We start from the raw sequence: 19,222 nt of genomic DNA on the forward strand, positions 1-19,222 counted from the left end.
AGCAAACATCGTCGGCAGGCGCTTAGCGGTGCGTGCTTGTCGGCCGGTCTACTCTGGTGAATTTTACGAGGTGCGGGAAATCCAGGGTATACTGGTCACCTACTGCTTCATGCCGGTAGGCCGCTCCGAAGATGTCCAGCAACGTGTTGAATTTCAGCTGCACGCTCTCACTACTGGCATGCAGCTCCACTACCAGCTGACGTATGTCATTCAGTCGACCCGATTGGCTGATCTCTCCCAAAACATTAAACTCAGCGCCTTCAATATCCACCTTTACAAAATCAACTGTTCTATGCGCAGGCAACAAACCGGATAGTTTGTAAGCCTTCATGCGCTGCTTTTTGCCTTTGGCAATAGAAGGATGAAGTGAACCATTCAGACCGGCTGTAACCTCAGGTATGTAAAAATCAACCTCATTATCGGTATCCGATAACACGTAGTTAAACAAGCGCACGCCTTTCAGCTTATTGGCCTCCACGTTGCGCTGCAGCAGGGCAAAGGCCTCCGGATTTGCTTCATAAGCCCATACCTCGCTCTTTGGGTATAATTGCTTAAAATATAGCACCGACATGCCAATATTGGCACCGCAATCAATAATGAAAGGCCGTTTGGCGGTTGTTTCGAAGCGGTATACCTGCTTGATGAAAATATCAGAGTAAAGCTCGGTTAAGGTTACATAGCTATACCCCGTTATGGTAAAGCCTTCCAGATTTAATCGGATAAGTTCATCTTTCTGCTTGCTCAGTTTGGCCTGGACATGAATGCGGATCAGGGTAAGGAATGTTCGGAAGCGCCCCGCCAGATGCGTGTTCTGTCGGCTAAAGGCCAGCTTCCATAACCTGAAAAATGTCAGCATACGCGCGGTGGTTTTGTGCGTGTCTGGCAATTGCTATACCTGACACTAAGGCTCCATTGCCACGAAGGTACGTCTTCTTTCACAAATCTAGAACGTTGCGGTATTGGAATACGCCATTTTGTCGGCTGCTATACCTTTGGCTTTTTGTTTGCAGAAGCAGTAGCTTTAGTACAGGCTTTTTAAGGTATAGCCGTATACCTTTCACATAAACCAACATACCACAATGGCAAAAATAAGATCGACTACAGTAGTAGGCATATACCACAACGGAGAAGTATGCGTAGGCGCCGACGGACAGGCCACCATGGACAAGCACATCGCCAAGAGCAATGTGAAGAAAATCAGAAAGCTACTTGATGGCAAGATTGTGACGGGCTTTGCCGGCTCCACAGCCGATGCCTTCACCCTGCTCGAGCGCTTCGAGGAGAAGCTGAACGCCTACCAGAGCAACATGAAGCGTGCCGCCATCGAGCTGGCCAAAGACTGGCGCAAAGACCAGTACCTGCGCAAGCTGGAGGCGATGATGGTGGTGGCCAACAAAGAGGAGCTGCTCATCATCTCAGGAACCGGCGACGTGCTGGAGCCTGACAACCAGATCGCGGCCATCGGCTCGGGCAGTATGTTTGCCCACGCCGCGGCCCTGGCTCTGAAGAAGCATGCCCCACACCTCACGGCAGAAGAAATGGTGCGCGAAAGCCTCAACATCGCCGCCGACATCTGCATCTATACCAACCACAACCTGGTGATCGAGAAACCGGCTAAGTAATCTCAGGTATAGCGCACATGGTGCAGACTATCGAACAGGCCATCCGGCAATTATACCCCATCTCCGATACTTCCTTTGGACAGCTCACGGCGCTCATGCAGCGGCAGGAACTGCCCAAAGGAAGTATCCTTTTCCGGGAGGGGGAGGTGAGCCACAAGGTATTCTTTATCGAAAAAGGCATCGCACGCGCCTTCTGCTATCGAAACGATCAGGAAGTGACGTTCTGGTTCGGCGCTGAGAACGAGGTGCTGCTTTCCTACTATAGCTACGTGGCCAACAAACCCGGCTACGAAACCGTGGAGCTGCTCGAAAACGCGGTCGTGCACGCCATGGACCTGGCCCGTTTGCAGGAGCTATACCTGACCAACATCGAGCTGGCCAACTGGGGCCGCAAGCTCGCCGAGTACGAACTCATCAAGACAGAGGAGCGCTTCATGGTTTTTCAATTCCAGTCGGCCACCGAGCGCTACCAGGCCCTGCTGCAGCAGAACCCCGGCCTGATCCGGCGCGTGCCCCTCAACCAGATCGCCTCCTACCTGGGCGTGACCCAGGTGACCCTCAGCCGCATCCGGGCCCAGGTTCGCTGATTTTTTAACATTTGTTAAATTTCTTCTGCCGCCGGGTCCCGACCTTTGTCAAAAAAAGGAAAAATGGGCTGGATATACTTAATCATTGCGGGCATGTTCGAGATCGGGTTCACGACCTGCCTCAAGCTATCCAACAACTTTAGTGTGCTGAAGTGGTCAGTCGGCTTCTTCATCTGCATTTCCCTGAGCTTCTTCCTGCTCAACAAAGCCATCCAAACCATCCCGATGGGCACCGCCTACGCCGTCTGGACAGGTATAGGCGCCGTGGGCACGGTGGCGGTCGGCATGATCCTCTACAAGGAGCCGGCTGATTTCTGGCGCCTGTTCTTCATCTTCCTGCTCATCGGCTCCATCATCGGTCTGAAGCTGGTGTCGAAGTAGGAAGGGCCCCGATGTCATTTTAAAGCTTATCTTTGCCGGAAATCATCTTTTCTTAACTCATACAGAGTTGGAGGAGTATAAACACGAATCAGTAAACAGCATAAACACAAGGAAATGGAAGTATCTAATTTTTTAAAGAAGCACTACAAGCACTTCAACGCTGCTTCGCTCATCGACGCTGCCGAAGGATATAAGACGCACCTCAACAACGGGGGTAAAATGATGATCACGCTGGCAGGCGCCATGTCTACTGCTGAGCTGGGCATCATCCTGGCCAAGATGATACGCCAGGACAAGGTGCACGCGATCTCTTGTACCGGTGCCAACCTCGAGGAGGATATCTTCAACCTCGTGGCCCACGATTTCTACGAGCGCGTGCCGCATTACCGCGAGCTGTCAGCTGCCGATGAGGAAGAACTGCTGAGCCGCCACATGAACCGCGTAACCGACACGTGTATACCTGAGGAAGAGGCGATGCGTCGCATCGAGCACACGGTGCTGAAGTTCTGGGAGAAAGCCGACCAGGAAGGCAAGTCTTACTTCCCGCACGAGTTCTTCTACCAGATCCTGCTGAGCGGCGAGCTGGAGCAGTACTACCAGATCGACCCAAAAAACAGCTGGATGCTGGAAGCTGCCAAAAAGAACCTGCCGATCATCTGCCCGGGCTGGGAAGACTCTACACTGGGTAACATCTACGCCGGCCACGTGATCAGCGGCGACATCAAGAATGTGCATACCATGAAAACAGGTATACAGTACATGATGTACTTGGCCGACTGGTATACCCAGAACGCAAAAGAGGAATCGACAGTAGGTTTCTTCCAGATCGGTGGCGGTATTGCCGGTGACTTTCCGATCTGCGTAGTACCGATGCTGCACCAGGACCTGCAGCGCACAGGCGTTCCGCTTTGGGGCTACTTCGCTCAGATCTCCGACTCTACCACCAGCTACGGTTCTTACTCGGGCGCTGTGCCAAACGAGAAGATCACCTGGGGCAAACTCGGCAAAGAAACGCCGAAGTACATGATAGAGTCAGACGCCACCATCGTAGCGCCGCTTATCTTCGCGATCGTGCTGGATATGTAATATTTTGAAAAGGAATTTTTTGACAAAAGACAAAGGATGTCCTTTATAAAAGAGGAGCCCGCTGCGTTAGTAGCGGGCTTTTTTGTTTTTTGTCTGAATCAGGATTCAAAGATTTTCAGGATTAAGCTATTCCCAATGTGGCAGACTTTTTATCAGAGCAAATTCGCTATTTAATCTAATCCTCTTTTACAGCATTATAGTGTTCCTAACATAAATATAAAACTCAAATTTAAGCTGAATGTTGACCCGGAATCAGGTATAAAAATACCAGAACTGAATCAAATGGCTAGTTTAGTTAGTATAGAGATACCATTATATAATTATAGCAAACAATACATGAAAACAACCTTTACACTTATTCTTCTACTCACTAATGCACTCGCCTTCGGGCAGAAGCAGTTTGTGCAGGGCCAGTATATGACGCAACAGGGGGATACCGTGCAGGTGCACATAAACGATCAGAACTGGAAAAGGAGCCCTACTTTTATTGAAGTGAAACAGAACTTGTCTGACACCAACATACAAAGACTAAGCGCAGGGGATATCAAGGGCTTTCTGTTAGCTTCGGGTGACAGGTACTAGGTGCATGTCGTGGATAAGGAAAAATCTGTGAACAAGGTAGGCAGCACATACATCTACGATAGCCAATCCAGGATTGTGCGGGACACCGTGTTTTTACGCGTCTTGGTCAAAGGCAAGGTGAGTTTGTACACATTGAATGAGCCGGATGCACAGGAACGCATTTATGTTCAGAAAGAAGGTGAGGCTCCTGTCGAGTTGGTGTACCGATCCGTTCTGAAGCGATCGGGCGGTAAATCAGGTATTGTGAAGTTGCCTGTGTATAGGGGAATGCTAAATACCAAGATGACGGACTGCCAGGATTTGGCTAACAAAGTAAATCAGGTGGCCTTTAAGCCTTCAGCATTGAAGAATCTGGTGCAGGATTACAATATGTGCGCAAGCGGCGTCGAGGGAAATTATGTTGCTACGGAAGAGAAGGTAAAGTTTAATATTTATACCTTAGGGGGCGTTTCCTATACCTTCCTGAACATCAATGGCCATCCGAACAGGGCACTGAACGAGCCGAAGTTTACAGGTATGAGCTATTCCTTGGGGGCATCCCTGCTGGCTACGCTGCCCCGAAGGCACGGCAGGTACGCGTTGGTTGGAGAACTGCTCTACAAATCGTACCAGACGGAGGGAACCTTCCGGCACATCAACCAACAAACGGAGCAGGTATACACAAAGTACACCACCACGTTCCAAATGAACCAGGTTGCTATCAATGTGCTGGGTCGCTACCGATTCCTGGATAGGAGCATACGGCCTTACGTTAGTCTGGGCGTCGGCAATAATTTCCTGCTGAGTGATAACAGCCACCAAGAAGTCTACTCTCCATCCTATCCGACCGAGAACCGCAAAAGAGATAACCCGATGGCCAACATCATGCGAAAGCATGAGCAGACGCTGCTGCTGGGTATAGGGGGCGAGTGGAAACGATTGCAGGCGGAAATACGGCTTGAAAAAGGAAACGGTTTCTCTGCTGCAGAGGGCGTGAAAACCGCCAATAACGCAGTGGCTATCCGGTTAGGTTACAGGATGAAGTAAAATGAACAACGTCACATAGCAAGAGAGGCTACCCTAATCAAATCAGGTAGCCTCTCTTGCTTTTGTATTTAAGAATTGCTGTTACTGTTTCACCAGTTTCTCCGCCCTAAACACATGGTCCGCGGCCTGCAAAATTTTGCCTTTGAGCTTCGGGTTATAGTTCGGGCGTTCGTTTAAGAAATCTCGGATGGTTTGAGTGGCCGTGGGTGTCTGGTAGTACCCAAAGGTAGACTGCAGCCAGTTGGTCGGGAAGAAAATATCGCCGGTGAGTTGGACTTCCTCTACCAGTTCCAGGCTCTCGCGCAGATACTTCTCCGAGGAAGCGGTGCGCAGCGGGTGGTGCAGGTAGGAGAGGGCTGTGGCTACCCAGGCTTCTTTGTCGCGGTTGCTGCGATTTTTGAGCGAGGCGAAAAAGGCATCGCGCACTTTTTCGTCACCCGATAAAGCCGGCATCAGGAACTGTAGGCGCTTCTGGCGGTCCGGGTTCTTGATACGGGCCAGCTGCTGGCGCAGGATACCTTCGGAGTCGGCATAGTCGCGCACGGCCAGCGAAAGGGCCAACGAAGTATGGTCCTCTTCAGTGAGGATGACGCCTGTTGGTGCTTTCTGGGTTTGCCATACCTGGTACAGCCGGTCCTGCGCTTCTTTGGTCAGCGCGATGCTTTGGTAGGTCTTGAATAGCAACTTTTTAGCGTTGCCGGATTTTTGTTTCTCCATCGCCTCCCACAGGTTCTTCTCCAGGTCAGGCGCAACGGCTGTACGTCTTTCAGGAGTCGTGAACCTCCAGAAAGTATCGCTTAGGTAGCCGGTCAGCAGCTTCAGGTTAAGTTCGTCGGTCTCCACACCTGACTCCAGCATCGTAATCGGTAGTAGTAGGTCAGGTGTCACTTTTCTACCGTTGAGCATGTTTTCGTAGAGGTTGATGTACACAGCCGCACGCATCACCGGGTTGTCGATGCTTTGGCTGATGCCGGCACGATAACGCAGATCTACCGGAAACACCCCGTAGCCCTGCCCGGAGGAATTGAAGAGCACGCTCAGTGGCATCCGCTTCCCGATCGCCTCCTTCAGTTCTACATTAGCCTGGTCCATGTTCACCGTAAGTTCCTGCACGCTGTCGGCATACACCAACGCCACTTCAAAGAACTGCGGCCAGAGGCGGTCCGAGCCGTCTTCTGCTTTCTGGGTGATGGTAAAGGAGTTGATCTTGGCATCCGTCACCTGTAGGTCGTAATCAAAAACCGGACGCCCCGGCTCGTTCACCCATACCTGGTTCCAAGCCAGCAGGTCCGCCGATGTGCGGGCATCCAGTATCTCTATCAGCTGCGGCCAGGTGGCGTTGCCGTTGGCATAGGTTTTCAGGTATATCTGCAGTCCCTCCTGAAAAGCTTTCTCGCCCATTAGCCGCTCAAGCTGCCGCATCATGATGGGAGCCTTGTGGTAAATGATGTTCCCATAGAGCGTGCCGGCATCCTGCAGGTTGGCAAGCTCCTGCCGTATCGGGTTTGCGCCTGTTGTGCGGTCCACGCTATAGGCGGCCGGGAAGTGGTCGATCAGAAACTTGAGGTCGTAGTTGCTGTCCTTTACCGTGGTCTTGGAGATCTTGTCGGCCATAAAGTTGGCAAACACTTCTTTCATCCACACGTCGTTGAACCAGCGCATCGTCACGAGGTCGCCAAACCACATGTGCGCCGTCTCATGCGCGATCAGGTTGGAGCGGGCCACCAGCTGGTCCTTGGTAGCGCCTTCGTCCAGAAACAAGGTAGAGGCTTTGTAGTCGATCGCGCCCACGTGCTCCATGCCGCCGTATTGGAAATCAGGTATGGCCACAAAGTCGAATTTCTGGAAAGGGTAGGGGATAGCGGTATATTCCTCCATGAAAGCCAACGCATCGTGGTGTATGCTGAAGATCGGGTCGATACTTAGCTTGAGCTTATCCGGATCAGTCTCACGGTGATAAAAGTGCATGGCGCGGCCGCGCTCGCTGTTGCTCACCTTGCTGAAGTCACCCGCCACGAATGAGAACAGGTAGGTCGGGATGGTGTCGGATGGCAGGTAGGTATAGGTTTTGGTAGCGCCGGTCAGTACCGAATCCTGAAGCGGGGCATTGGCCAGCGCTTTCCAATTTTGGGGCAGTGACAGCGTGAGCGTAAAGACCGCTTTCAGGTCCGGCTGGTCGAAGCAGGGGAATACCGTGCGCGCCCGATCCGGCACAAGTAGGGTATAGAGAAAGTCCTCGTTGCGATTAAGTGAGAGGTTACCGGCCGTGAAGTCGATCTGCACCTGGTTCTGGCCTTTCTTCAGGTAGCGCGGCTCGATCACGATGTGCTCGTTTTGAAAAGTGATGGCTGTTTCTTTGCCGTTTACTTTCAAGCCATGCAGCAACTCTGGCTTCTCCTTAAAGTCTATCTGCAGCGGCTGGCCCAGGTCGGTCAGTTCAAAGGAAATGGTCTCAGAGGTAGGTATAGGCGCATCTTTACCAGTAGGGATTTGCAGCTTGATGTTGTAGTGCACATTGTGCAGCGAATTGCTTCTATGCTCGGCCAGTGTCCTGGAAACGCCCGTCTCCACTGGCAAGGTATAGCTGCTCGTAGCAGGGCCTTTGTTGCAGGCGCCAAGCAGTAGCAGCGACAGGGCTGCGGCACTAAGTGTATTATTAGGTTTGATCATTTGCTCTAAGGGTATTTTGTAAATATAGTGGTAAAGGCGGTATGATAGCTATTGTGAGCGATCACAAACTACACTTGCGGTATAAGAGGGTATAGTTACAACTCACCTAAAAAGCAAAAGCCGCGAAACTCGCGGCTCTTGCTCTAAACAAACAATCAATAACACATCATCCTATCCTTACGCCGGCGTCATGGACTTTTCACGGTCCCAATGGCGGTGCTTCTTAATGGCCTCTATGAACTTGTTAGCAAAATCACCGGCATCTGCGTCTACACCAGCCGTTATCACGCCATTGTGTGAAACCACTTTGCCAGACGCTTTGTCAGCAAAATTTACGCCCACCACAAAAGCCTTTTCGAACATGTTGATGCCAAAGCCGGAGGTGGCAATCGGTTTGCAGTGCTTAAAGGCTTCGGCCACAAAGTGCAGGGCGTCTCCGAGCCCCATCATCTTGCGCACGCTTTTCTCTCCGTCCGGAATGTACACAGCGTCAAACATCATGGAGCCGGTTGTTATGTGGCTTTTTTCTACTTCCAGCTCCTGACCACCGCTGGAAATGCGCTTGCCTTGTATTTTCGATACGATGGTGACTTGGATGCCAGCGGCCTCCAGGGCTTCTTTCACCTGCATCACTTCGTTGTACTCAAAACCGTCCTCTATCAGAATGGCCACTCTGCGCGACTTGGTACCCTCCACTTTGTCAATCTCCATGCTGACAGAAGGGGAGGAGGGCACCGACTTGCCTTTGCTGATCTTTTGCGAAGCGGCATCTTCCACGAAATTGCCTGTTGGTTCGGAATCCTGGCCTATTGGCATCTCTACACCGATGCCGGCTGCCACCAGGGCCGCAAACTGCGGATCTACTCTATAGAAATTCGCGAGCTGTCTCTTTCTAATCTCTTTGCGCTCAACCTTGCCCAGCTCAAAGTGCGCAGCCGACACCAGGTGATCCTTCTCTGCCTCTGTCAGGGAGTTCCAGAACATGGTGGGCTGGCTGTAGTGGTCGTTAAAGCTTTCGCTGCGGGCCCGTATCTTGTGACCTTCCACTTTCTCCATGTGGTGCACATAGCCGCCCATGTTCTCTGGCGCCATCATCGGGCAGCCACTGCCAATCGAGTTTGGCCAGTAGTTCGCCTTGCCCTTTCCGATGGTCATTTTCATGAAGCCCGCTCCATGGTGGTTATGCACCGGAGCCACTGGTCTGTTGATCGGCACTTCGGTAAAATTGATACTGCTGAAGCGGTTAATCTGCGTGTCGAGGTATGAGAAGAGGCGGCCCTGCAGCAGCGGATCGTTGGTCACGTCGATGCCCGGCACTAGGTTGCCTGGGTGGAAGGCCACCTGCTCCGTCTCAGCGAAGAAGTTATCGGGGTTGCGGTTGAGCACCATTTTGCCAACCGGACGCAGCGGAACCAGCTCCTCCGGGATAATCTTGGTGGCGTCGAGGAGATCGAAGTCATACTTAAATTCGTCTTCTTCCGGTACCAGCTGCACCGACAGCTCATACTCCGGATAGTCACCCTTTTCGATGGCATCCCATAGGTCGCGTCGATGCCAGTCCGGATCTTTGCCGGCTAGTTTTTGCGCCTCGTCCCACACCAGTGAGTGTGCCCCCAGTAGCGCGCGCCAGTGCAGTTTCACAAAGGTGGCTTTGCCGGCCTCGTTTATGAACCGGAAGGTATGTACGCCAAAACCATCCATCATCCGGAAACTGCGCGGGATAGCCCTATCCGACAGCAGCCACATGATCATGTGCGTCGACTCGGGCATTAGGGAGATAAAGTCCCAGAAGGTGTCGTGGGCGGCAGAGGCCTGCGGCATTTCGTTGTCCGGCTCCGGTTTTACGGCGTGCACCAGGTCCGGAAACTTGATGCCGTCCTGGATAAAGAACACGGGGATGTTATTGGCCACCAGATCGTAGTTGCCCTCTTCGGTATAGAACTTAGTCGCAAACCCGCGGGCGTCGCGCACCGTGTCAGCAGAGCCCCTGGAGCCTGCTACGGTAGAAAAGCGTACAAATACGGGCGTTTTCTTGGTTGGGTCGGTGAGGAACTTGGCTTTCGTAAATTCCTTCAGTGAGCTGTCGTAAGGCTGGAAATAACCGTGTGCGCCAGAGCCCCGGGCGTGTACCACGCGCTCCGGTATAGACTCGTGGTCGAGGTGGGTCATTTTTTCACGGAAGTGAAAGTCCTCCATCAGCGTCGGTCCGCGCTGCCCTGCTTTAAGCGAGTCGTCGGTATGGTTGATGCGCAGGCCCTGGTCGGTGGTCATGTACTGGCCGTCATTGTCTGAGCGGAAATGCTCCAGTTGCTTGTTCTTACTGTTCTCGTCGACGTGGGTAGGCTTGGCTTTGTGCTTGTCTTTCTCTTCCATATTTCTGTTTGTTTTTGGATGTAGGTGAGGTATAGCTTTAAAGAATCGTGTGCGGAATTCAATCCAACCATACGGGGTAGCATTTTAAGTGGTTAGCAAAAAATGAATCTATACAAGATTAAAATGGAATTAAAATGTGATTAAAAGGATAGCTAACACAGGTATAGCTGTGCTTCGATTAGATAAAACACAGGTATAGCGCAAACAGAATTTGGAGGATTCTAATGGGTGAATATTTAACTGCTGCCCGCGAATTACAGACTAAGTTCCTTTCGGCCAAAGCTGTACTCGTCTTCTTTCAGGTAGTAGTCGCCACATTTCTGCAGGATCGTCAGGTTGTCGATCGTGATCTCCCAGTTGAAATTGTAGTTGAAGAGAAAGGTAAGGACCGGGCCCAGCAATTCAGGGCTGGTATCGCCGAGGGCCAGCGAAATGTGCGGGAGCCACATGTTGGGGTTGTAATAAACACCCATTTCGCTGCTCATCTCCGAAATGTCGCGGTGCAGGCGGGCGTGTAGCTGATTGAGCGGGGTCGTGCGCAACACAGGTATGTAAATGACGGGTTTTTCTCCCGGAAACACACCCAGGCCGGTGGTGCGGATCGTAAAGGGCTCTGTCTCACGGCTGGTTTCCTGCAGGTACTGCTGCAGTTCTTCCATATCCGGTATCTCGGCTGTGAGCAGGGTCAGGTGCGGGTAAGGTGTCATTTTTACTTCATTAAGGCCGAATTGGGAGTCGAGTAACTCGGTCAGTTCGGTGACACGTGCAGAATGGGAAGGGTCGAGCAGGGATGTAACTGCGATCATAAAAGGTTATTTTTTATTGCTGTTCTCAACGTCTCGCGCACAATTTCTGGAAAGCACAAAAGTATAGAACGAGGCAGGTATGATAATGTTTGCCTGTCCGGGGCTTTTTGCGATAGCCAACGTTTAATTCTACGTGTAAGGCAGGTTTTGGTCTGTGGGCCTTTCCGCTGGGGATGTTTCCCAAAATAAGTACCTTTGCAACTCAGCTTTCCGAATTTATGATTTCTATCAATAACCTCAACTTCCATTTTGGCAGCCGCCCCATGTACGAGGATGCCAACCTGCACATCAAACCCAAAGACAAGATCGCCCTGATCGGGCTGAATGGTACGGGCAAGTCCACGCTGTTGCGCATCATTGTAGGGGAGTACAAACCTGACGGCGGCAGCATCCAGATGAGCCGCGACACCACCATCGGGTTCCTGAACCAGGACCTGCTCAGCTACGAAACCCACGAGAGCATCCTGTCGGTGGCCATGCAGGCGTTTGACGAGGCCATTTCACTGCAGAAGGAAATTGACCAGGTGCTGGTGGAGTTCGAGAACAACTTTCATGACAAGCTGGTGGACAAGCTGGCGGCTTTGCAGGAACGCTTTGAGGCGCTGGGCGGCTATACCATGCAGGCCGAGGCCGAGTCGATCCTGGAGGGCCTTGGCTTTACGACCGAGGAGCTAAAGCAGCCGCTGGCCTCATTTTCGGGTGGCTGGCGCATGCGCGTGATGCTGGCCAAGATCCTCTTACAGAAACCTTCGTTGCTGCTGCTAGACGAACCGACCAACCACCTCGACCTTCCTTCCATCAAGTGGCTCGAATCCTACCTCGACCGCTTTGAAGGGGCTGTGGTGATCGTGTCGCACGACCGGGAGTTCCTGGACAAGACGACCAACATCACGGTAGAGGTATCGGGTGCGAAGCTGAACGTATACCCGGGCAATTACAGTTTTTATGTAGAAGAAAAAGCTCTGCGCAACGAGATACAGAAAGGCGCTTACGAAAACCAGCAAGCCCAGATCCGACAGACCGAGCGCTTCATTGAGCGCTTCAAGGCCAAGGCCACCAAAGCCAAGCAGGCCCAGAGCCGCATGAAGCAGCTCGAGCGCATGGAGCGCATCGAAGAGGTGGCAGGTGAAGCCGCAAAAGTAAATTTCAGCTTCCGGTTCAATGTGCAGCCGGGCCGCCATATTTTCCGGCTCGAGCACATGAGCAAGAGCTTCGGCAGCAAACTGATCTTCCGCGATACCAACGTGCACGTAGAGCGTGGCGATAAAATAGCGCTGATCGGCGCCAACGGCAAGGGTAAGTCCACGCTGCTGCGCATCATAGCGGGCACCGAACCGATACAGGGCAAGCGCGAGATGGGGCATAACGTGATCATGTCCTTCTACGCCCAACACCAGCTCGAAGCGCTGAACGTCGAAAACGAGATTCTGCAGGAACTGCAGCAGGCGGGCTCCGGCAAAACGGAGGTGGAGCTGCGCACCTTGCTGGGTTCCTTCCTTTTCACCGGCGACGATGTGTTTAAAAAGATCAAAGTGCTGTCAGGAGGGGAGAAGAGCCGTGTGGCGCTGGCCAAGACGCTGATCTCGGAGGCCAACTTCCTGATGCTCGACGAACCGACCAACCACCTCGATATGCAGTCGGTGAACATTCTGATCCAGGCGCTGGAGCAGTACGAGGGCACCTTCATCGTGATTTCGCACGACCGCTATTTTGTGGAGAACGTGGCCACCAAGATCTGGTACATCGAAGACTACCAACTGAAGGAATATCCGGGTACTTACCACGAGTACGAGGCCTTCCAGGAGAAGCGCGAGAAGGAAACCAAACGCGAGGCCGCCGCTGCCCCAACCCCCAAAAAGGATGAGCCAAAGCCGAAGCGCGACAACAGCGAGTACAACGCCCTTAATAACCAGCTCAAACAGGTGAACCGGCAGATAAGCGAGATCGAAAAGCAGGTACAGCAACTGGAGCAGGAACTTGCCAAACACGAAACTGAATTGGCGGACCCCAAGGTATACGGCAACCCGAACCTGTTACAAGAAACTTCGCAGAAGTTTGAGGCGGTGCAAAAGGAGCTGAACGCCGTTAACGGAAAGTGGGAGAACCTGATGCTGGAGGCAGAGGAGCTGGAGGAACAGCTGAAGAGCTAGGTCAGGTATAGCGTTTCGGTTATAAACCAGTTTGAGGACTGATCAATATCAGATAAAGCGATATGATGTATGATGGAAGCAGCAAGCCAAGGGCTTGCTGCTTTTTTTGTACAAAATAATGCCCTTGACTGATTCCCAAAAGTCAATTTCACGTCCGATCTTTTGGGGACAACACGCGCCAGGTATGGCCAGTCAAAACAGGCAGAAAAGCGCACTTTATGCGCCTTTATTAACATACCGCCTGCTGCGCCGTATCTAAAACAGCGCTACTAGTACCAAACTATGAACCAACCAGACATACTTCACCAGATAGGACAGCAAAGTCCCAAAGTTTTATTTCAGTACAATCTGACAGAACATAAGTTCGACTATTTATCCCCCGCTTTTTACGAGATCTGGGAGATAACGGCATCGCAAGGACAGGAGCTACCGCAGCGGCTGCTTGACTCAGTCGTAGATGAGGACCGCCCAGCCCTGGCCCGGTGCTGGAAAAAACTGCTAAAGGGAGAGCACGTGGACCAGATTGCGCGCATTGAGCAACGTGGATTGAAGCGCTACATGCGCTGCCTCGCCTACCCCATCTTTGACGGCGACCAGCAGGTAGTGGCCCTGGCAGGTATGGCCGAGAACGTGACCCAACAGCAGGAGTTCATCAATTACCTGGCAGAGTTCGGACAGCGAAAGAACAGCGCCCTTGAGATGGTGATGCACGACCTGCGGGGTCCGCTGGCCATCGTAAAAAGCGTAACCACCCTGCTTCGCCAGGATATTCAGGATAACAAAAAGGAAGAGTTGGCCCACTATACCGACATCATCGAGAAGGCCTGCGTGCAGTGCACGAACCTGATACAGGACCTGCTCAACGAAGAGCACCTGAAGTCGCCGGAGGTATACGTGAACAAGAGCCGCGTGAATATGAGCGAGCAGGTGCGGGACGTGGTGGAGTTTTACCAAAAAGGCCAGATGGTGCAGCAGCAATTTGTGCTGCAACTACCGGAAGAGCCACTGATGGTAGAGCTCGACCTGATAAAATTCTCACAGATACTGAATAACCTGATCTCGAACTCTATCAAGTTCACTCCATCCACCGGCACCATCACGATCCAGGCTTATCAGGACGGCGAGTGGGCTGTGCTCGAACACAGCGACAGTGGCATCGGCATACCTGAGCACCTGCTCCCTAAAGTATTTGAGCGGCGCAGCATCGCCTCCAGACAAGGACTCAACGGAGAAGAATCGCGTGGACTTGGGCTAGCCATTGTATTTGAACTGGTAAGGCTGCACGGTGGTACCATCAGCGTGCAGAGCCAGGAACAGGAAGGCACCAGCTTCACGATCAGGCTGCCTAAGTACGGGGCTTAAGAGCGATAAGTACGCGTGTGTCGGATGTGGGCCAGGCTTGCTTCGTCCAGCGGTTTGTGCAGGAAACCGCGCACCAGCGGATAAGTGCGGGACCGGTCTTTGTCGCTGTCAGCGATGGAAGAGGTCAGGATGAAAACATCCAGCTTTCCCTTCAAGTCATTTTCGTACGGACGCAGTGTGTCCAGAAAATCCCAGCCGCTTTTAATGGGCATGTTGAGGTCGAGCAGGATAAGGTCGGGTAGGGGGGCATCCTCTGTTAAAGACAGGTTGGCAAGGGCCTCGTCTGCCGAGGAGTAGGTATAGATTTCCCTTGCAAACACAGCTTCCTCCAGCACCAGCGAGGTCAGGTAGACACTGATCTCGTCGTCGTCAATTACAAAGACCTTACTGATCATAGGCTGCATGCTTAAAGTGTAAGGTGAAGGTTGTTCCCTGTTCCGGTTCACTGTCTACCTCGATCTCTCCTCCAATGGCGTTCATTTGCATTTTCACTAGGTATAGCCCGATGCCCTTGCCATCGGACCCAGTATGGAAGCGCTTATAGAGTTGGAACAGATGGGGCCTTACGGATTCCAGGTCCATTCCACTGCCATTGTCCTTTACACGTAGTAGCAGACTGTCTTCTTTCCTTACGCTACTTAGCTCAATAAGTAAGTCGCGGTGCGCAGATTTATACTTAATTGCATTTGAGATCAGGTTGTGCAGAATGCTGTAGACGTAGGCACGGTTGGCCCAGAGCACATCGTCCTGCCCCAGGTTCAGCACAATGCGTCCGTTTACAGGGGTAAGCAGGTGCTGCAGACTTTGTACGACTTCGGAGGCCACCTCAGGCAGGCTAACCAGTTCGCGGGCGCCGTGCAGGCTGGAGGAGCGCACAGCCAGTATTTTGTTCAGATCACTGATCACATCGTCGAGCCGGCGGGCGGATATTTCGAGGTTTTGCAGGCCCTGCACAAAGCGATTGCTGTTAGGGTCCAGCTTCTGGAGTATTGTCGAAAGGCCTACCAGGTTGGCTACAGGTGCGCGCAGGTTGTGCGACACAATGTAGTTGAACTGCTGCAGGTCCTGGTTCTGATGGTAGAGGTGCTCGGTTGTTTTGAGCAACTGTTCCTGATCGAGCTTGCGCTCCGTGATGTCGGTGTGGATGTAGACGTACTTTTCGACCTGGCCCTGCTCATTGGCAATCGGTGAAATGGTGACGTCGGACCAGAGTATCTCACCGTTCTTTTTGTAGCTGCGCATTTCCTTCCGCATGGGCAGGCCCAGAATCAACTGCTCTCTTATCCAGGTGAGTTCGTGCGGGTCTGTGCCGGTGGCTAGTAGATCGCCGGGGCGCCGGCCAGCCACTTCCTCCAGCGTATAGCCGGTTACGTTGCTGAAGGCCTCGTTCACCCATTCAATCTCGAGCTGGCTGTTGGTGATGATCACGCCATTGGTGGTTTTGCTGGCCACCAGCGACAGTTTGCGCAGTTCCTCCTGCACAGCTACTTGCTCCGTGATGTCGACAAACGAGACCAGGATGCCATCCGCAAACGGACTCAGCGTGAAGCGCAAAATAACGCCTAGTGCTTCAAATTGATCTTCGAACTGGGCCGGTTCTCGGGTGGCGGCTACCTCAAAGCACTTTCGCTGAAATTTAGTGCCTTCCAGGATGGCGTACTCGTCCCAGATGTTACGGTTCATCAAGTCGTCGAGGGAGCGGTTCAGGAAATTGGCGAAAACCGAATTGCCGAAGCTGTAGTGCCAGTTACTGTCCAAGGCAAAAAAGCCCTCTATCATGCCTTCCAGGATGTTGTGCAGCTTCTGTGCCTGTGCTTTCACGAGCAGGTTGGCTTCTTTTTCGCTGGTGATGTCTTTGGCAATGCACTGCACAGCCAGTACGCGACCTTCCAGCATCACCGGAAGCAGACTTGCCGACAAGTGGCGCGTTGTGCCATTGCGGTGCCGGATGCGGGTTTCAACCGTGCAGGGCTGTCCGGCCAGTGCTTGCCTGAATGCCTCATAAGTTGCTTCATGGCTTTCGGACAGGACAAATTCAGCAAAGTTACTCTCGGGAAATTCCTCCCGGGTATAGCCGGTCAGGGATACAACGGCATCGTTGCAGGCCTCTACACGACCATTGGGGGCAATCGTGAAAACAAGGTCAGGATTGTTGAAGAAGAGCGCTCTGTAATAGGCCTGGCTTTCTTTTTTCTGCTGCAGCGCCTCCATTTTAGGGGTAATATCACGGGAATTGGTGACAATGCCCCGCACATGCGGGTTGTGCAGCATGTTGGTAGATACGCAGCTTAACCAGCGCCAGTCGCCGTTCCGGGCTTTGAAACGAAAAGGAGCCAACGTTATTTGCTTTGCAAGCCCGCTGGTGTGTTTGTAAAGCTCCTCGGCAATTGTTGGTACATCATCCGGATGAATGAGATCGAGCACATGGGTACCCAGCAGATCCTCTGGAGCATACCCCAGCTCCGGACCTGCCGAGTCAGAAACATATTGGTACATACCATCTGAGTTAACGACAGTGATCAGCTCAGATCCGTGGCGTACAATAGAGCTGTAGAAATCCGGCGTCAGGGCTAGTTCCTCAGACTGCGTAAAATTTACCTTCATAGAGGTGCTTTGGCTAAAGACAACCTGAATGTAATTGGAATTACGCAATATGGGTTCATTATTGAGGCAATATTTAGCAGATTATTCTAAATGTAGAAAAATGGCTGTTTAATATCCTATAATTGGCACAATAGGCTGAAATTAACTGGTGTGAAGAGCCTAAATCAAGAGTTTGCCTTCTGCATAAAGTTGGATAATTGTAAGGGTCTGATTTTTTAAAATAGCACCGATATAGAAAGCAAAAGCCGGGCTGTCGTGAGACAGTCCGGCTTTTGTTATGAGTGCAGGTATAACTTACTCTGTTACAGCACGCAAGGCATTTACACGGCCATAGCCATAGTACGGGTCGCGGCCCGGCTTGCCAAGGTCATCGGCGGTAGCGCGTAGTTTAGCCAGCACATGAGCCGGGTCCATTTTGCCACCGTTCTTGCTGATGATGAGGGCAGCCACGCCAGCTGCGTGGGGGGAGGCCATGCTGGTACCTGCTGACCAGGTATAGCCACCCATTGACAAGCTAAACACCATGTCGAATGCCCAAACCGGGTTGAGTATACCTGATACGATAGTTGTCTCGTTGCCGGGATAGGCGAAGTCACCGCCTGGTGCTGCAAAGGTTACATCCGGCGTGCCAATGTTGGTGTAAGAGGCGATACGGTCCAGGTTAGCGGCTTGCATGTTGGTAGCCCAGCCCATAGGACCTGTGGACGAAATGGAGATAACGCCCGTGCAGGAAGCAGGCACTTTCATCATCGACTTGTCTGTGTTCCCGTTGTTGGCGTCGTTGCCGGCAGAGGAGATGACCGTAACACCCTGTTTTGTGGCGTAGCCAGTGGCTCTGTTCAGGGCAATTACCAGTTCTTGTACGGCTTTTGTATCGTTCACCCAGCTGCCGTCTTCTAACTGAAAGCGACCATTACGTGGCAGTGTAGCACCCAGGCTCATGTTGATTACGTCCACATTGGAAGCTGCTGCATGGTAGATGCCGTTGATTATCCAGGAGAATTGCCCTGTTCCACGGTCGCCGAGTACTTTTACAAGCACGAGTTGGGCATCTGGCGCGACGCCTACTGACCCGATCGTATTGTCGAGAGCGGCAATAGTGCCTGCAACGTGCGTGCCGTGGCTGAAGGTTCTGCCAGCGATAAGTGGGTTGAATTGGCGTGACTCACCAGGCACATAACTTGCGCTGGCATCCAAATCAATGTTAGCCCTTAAATCCGGGTGGGTGAAGTCGAAACCACCGTCGAGCACTGCTACCCGCACACCAGCTCCTCTAACGCCTGCGGCCCAGGCTTGCGGTGCTTTAACGGCCTGATGACCCCAAAGGAAATCGAAGTAACGGTTGGAATTTGCGGTAGCGGTCACGGCATTTTCATCCACCTCAACGGTCTTGATGGCTTCCGGATTATACCACTGCACTTCAAGGTCTCTGACTACAGAACGAAGACCACTTATTTTGCTTGCTCTCGCGGCAAAGGAAGGATCGGCGGAGCTTGCTGTCGCGATGCCCAGTTCGTCGATGGAGGAAGTAAGTTCGCCTCCCATATCGGCTATTTGCTTGGCTAGGCCGGCAGGAAGTTGCTCTGTAGAGCCAACCAGAATGTAGTGTCCAGTGAGCATTTTGACATTGCCGGCTTCTCCTTTGGCTGCATTTACAGTGGAGGCATTCAGCGCGCCATCAGGATTTACGTCTTCTTCAGGATTACAGCCTGTTAAGCCTAAAAAGGCAAAAGCCGCCGCTGCGAGCAGGTTGTTGCGGGTAAATAGTTTGTTCGACATGGTAAAGGTTTTATGGTTAGAAATAGGTGATGACACTACGCAATGACCTGTACAGACAGACCCGCTATGATTAGCAGCTATTCCTTCCTTTCGAAATCCTTAGAAGGCACCAAAAGGGTCAGTTTCGCTGTTGGAATATTAAGAAGCCAATGATTTATCAGGTGTTATTTTTATTAGATTTTAACAATACGGAA

The 19,222-nt window shown here is 52.2% G+C and carries 15 protein-coding genes; 8 read left to right on the forward strand and 7 right to left on the reverse strand.

Going from position 1 to position 19,222, the window contains the following annotated elements:
- Positions 1-22 precede the first annotated feature (22 nt).
- Positions 23-856, reverse strand: a complete 834-nt coding sequence (locus B0B12_RS02165; RefSeq protein WP_139337750.1) for an FkbM family methyltransferase — start codon at positions 854-856, stop codon at positions 23-25.
- Between the two features lie 223 nt (positions 857-1,079).
- Between B0B12_RS02165 and hslV the strand changes: the two genes are divergently transcribed.
- From hslV to B0B12_RS02195, 6 genes are all read left to right on the forward strand, one after another.
- Positions 1,080-1,622 carry an ATP-dependent protease subunit HslV gene (gene hslV / locus B0B12_RS02170; protein WP_076665861.1) on the forward strand — a complete coding sequence of 181 codons (543 nt, stop codon included), beginning with the start codon at positions 1,080-1,082 and terminating at the stop codon, positions 1,620-1,622.
- Positions 1,623-1,639: 17 nt separating this feature from the next.
- Positions 1,640-2,209 carry a Crp/Fnr family transcriptional regulator gene (locus B0B12_RS02175; RefSeq protein ID WP_076665862.1) on the forward strand — a complete coding sequence of 190 codons (570 nt, stop codon included), beginning with the start codon at positions 1,640-1,642 and terminating at the stop codon, positions 2,207-2,209.
- 63 nt (positions 2,210-2,272) lie between these two features.
- Positions 2,273-2,590, forward strand: a complete 318-nt coding sequence (locus tag B0B12_RS02180; RefSeq protein WP_076665863.1) for a DMT family transporter — start codon at positions 2,273-2,275, stop codon at positions 2,588-2,590.
- A 114-nt stretch (positions 2,591-2,704) separates the two neighbouring features.
- Positions 2,705-3,676 carry a deoxyhypusine synthase family protein gene (locus B0B12_RS02185; protein ID WP_076665864.1) on the forward strand — a complete coding sequence of 324 codons (972 nt, stop codon included), beginning with the start codon at positions 2,705-2,707 and terminating at the stop codon, positions 3,674-3,676.
- Positions 3,677-4,012: 336 nt separating this feature from the next.
- Positions 4,013-4,258, forward strand: a complete 246-nt coding sequence (locus B0B12_RS02190) for a hypothetical protein (RefSeq protein ID WP_076665865.1) — start codon at positions 4,013-4,015, stop codon at positions 4,256-4,258.
- Between the two features lie 9 nt (positions 4,259-4,267).
- Positions 4,268-5,284 (forward strand): outer membrane beta-barrel protein, encoded by a 1,017-nt coding sequence (locus B0B12_RS02195; RefSeq protein WP_139337751.1) that lies wholly within the window; start codon positions 4,268-4,270, stop codon positions 5,282-5,284.
- Positions 5,285-5,365: 81 nt separating this feature from the next.
- On the opposite strand, the gene B0B12_RS02200 is transcribed toward B0B12_RS02195, so the two are convergent.
- The 3 genes from B0B12_RS02200 to B0B12_RS02210 all read right to left on the reverse strand — a co-directional run bounded on the left by B0B12_RS02200 (position 5,366) and on the right by B0B12_RS02210 (position 11,133).
- Positions 5,366-7,954, reverse strand: coding sequence for a M1 family metallopeptidase (locus B0B12_RS02200; protein ID WP_076665867.1), 2,589 nt, complete (start codon positions 7,952-7,954; stop codon positions 5,366-5,368).
- Between the two features lie 177 nt (positions 7,955-8,131).
- Positions 8,132-10,327 (reverse strand): catalase, encoded by a 2,196-nt coding sequence (locus tag B0B12_RS02205; protein ID WP_076665868.1) that lies wholly within the window; start codon positions 10,325-10,327, stop codon positions 8,132-8,134.
- 254 nt (positions 10,328-10,581) lie between these two features.
- Positions 10,582-11,133, reverse strand: a complete 552-nt coding sequence (locus tag B0B12_RS02210; RefSeq protein WP_076665869.1) for a 2'-5' RNA ligase family protein — start codon at positions 11,131-11,133, stop codon at positions 10,582-10,584.
- A gap of 218 nt (positions 11,134-11,351) precedes the next feature.
- On the opposite strand from B0B12_RS02210, the gene B0B12_RS02215 reads away from it, so the two are divergent.
- Together B0B12_RS02215 and B0B12_RS02220 are read left to right on the forward strand one after the other, a co-directional pair.
- Positions 11,352-13,283: an ABC-F family ATP-binding cassette domain-containing protein gene (locus B0B12_RS02215; protein ID WP_076667594.1), complete on the forward strand. Its 1,932-nt coding sequence runs from the start codon at positions 11,352-11,354 to the stop codon at positions 13,281-13,283.
- Positions 13,284-13,565: 282 nt separating this feature from the next.
- Positions 13,566-14,645: a PAS domain-containing sensor histidine kinase gene (locus B0B12_RS02220; protein ID WP_076665870.1), complete on the forward strand. Its 1,080-nt coding sequence runs from the start codon at positions 13,566-13,568 to the stop codon at positions 14,643-14,645.
- Here the strand turns inward: B0B12_RS02220 and B0B12_RS02225 are convergent.
- The 3 genes from B0B12_RS02225 to B0B12_RS02235 form a co-directional block, all read right to left on the reverse strand.
- Positions 14,642-15,040, reverse strand: coding sequence for a response regulator (locus B0B12_RS02225; RefSeq protein WP_170871803.1), 399 nt, complete (start codon positions 15,038-15,040; stop codon positions 14,642-14,644). The genes B0B12_RS02220 and B0B12_RS02225 overlap by 4 nt on opposite strands.
- Entirely contained in the window at positions 15,030-17,249 is a 2,220-nt protein-coding gene (locus tag B0B12_RS02230; protein WP_076665872.1) for a PAS domain-containing sensor histidine kinase, read from the reverse strand. The genes B0B12_RS02225 and B0B12_RS02230 overlap by 11 nt, the downstream gene beginning before the upstream one ends.
- A gap of 294 nt (positions 17,250-17,543) precedes the next feature.
- Positions 17,544-19,028 carry a S8 family peptidase gene (locus B0B12_RS02235; RefSeq protein WP_076665873.1) on the reverse strand — a complete coding sequence of 495 codons (1,485 nt, stop codon included), beginning with the start codon at positions 19,026-19,028 and terminating at the stop codon, positions 17,544-17,546.
- Positions 19,029-19,222 lie beyond the last annotated feature (194 nt).

Origin of the sequence: Pontibacter indicus, assembly GCF_900156345.1 — a bacterium.
GTDB classification, from domain to species: domain Bacteria; phylum Bacteroidota; class Bacteroidia; order Cytophagales; family Hymenobacteraceae; genus Pontibacter; species Pontibacter indicus.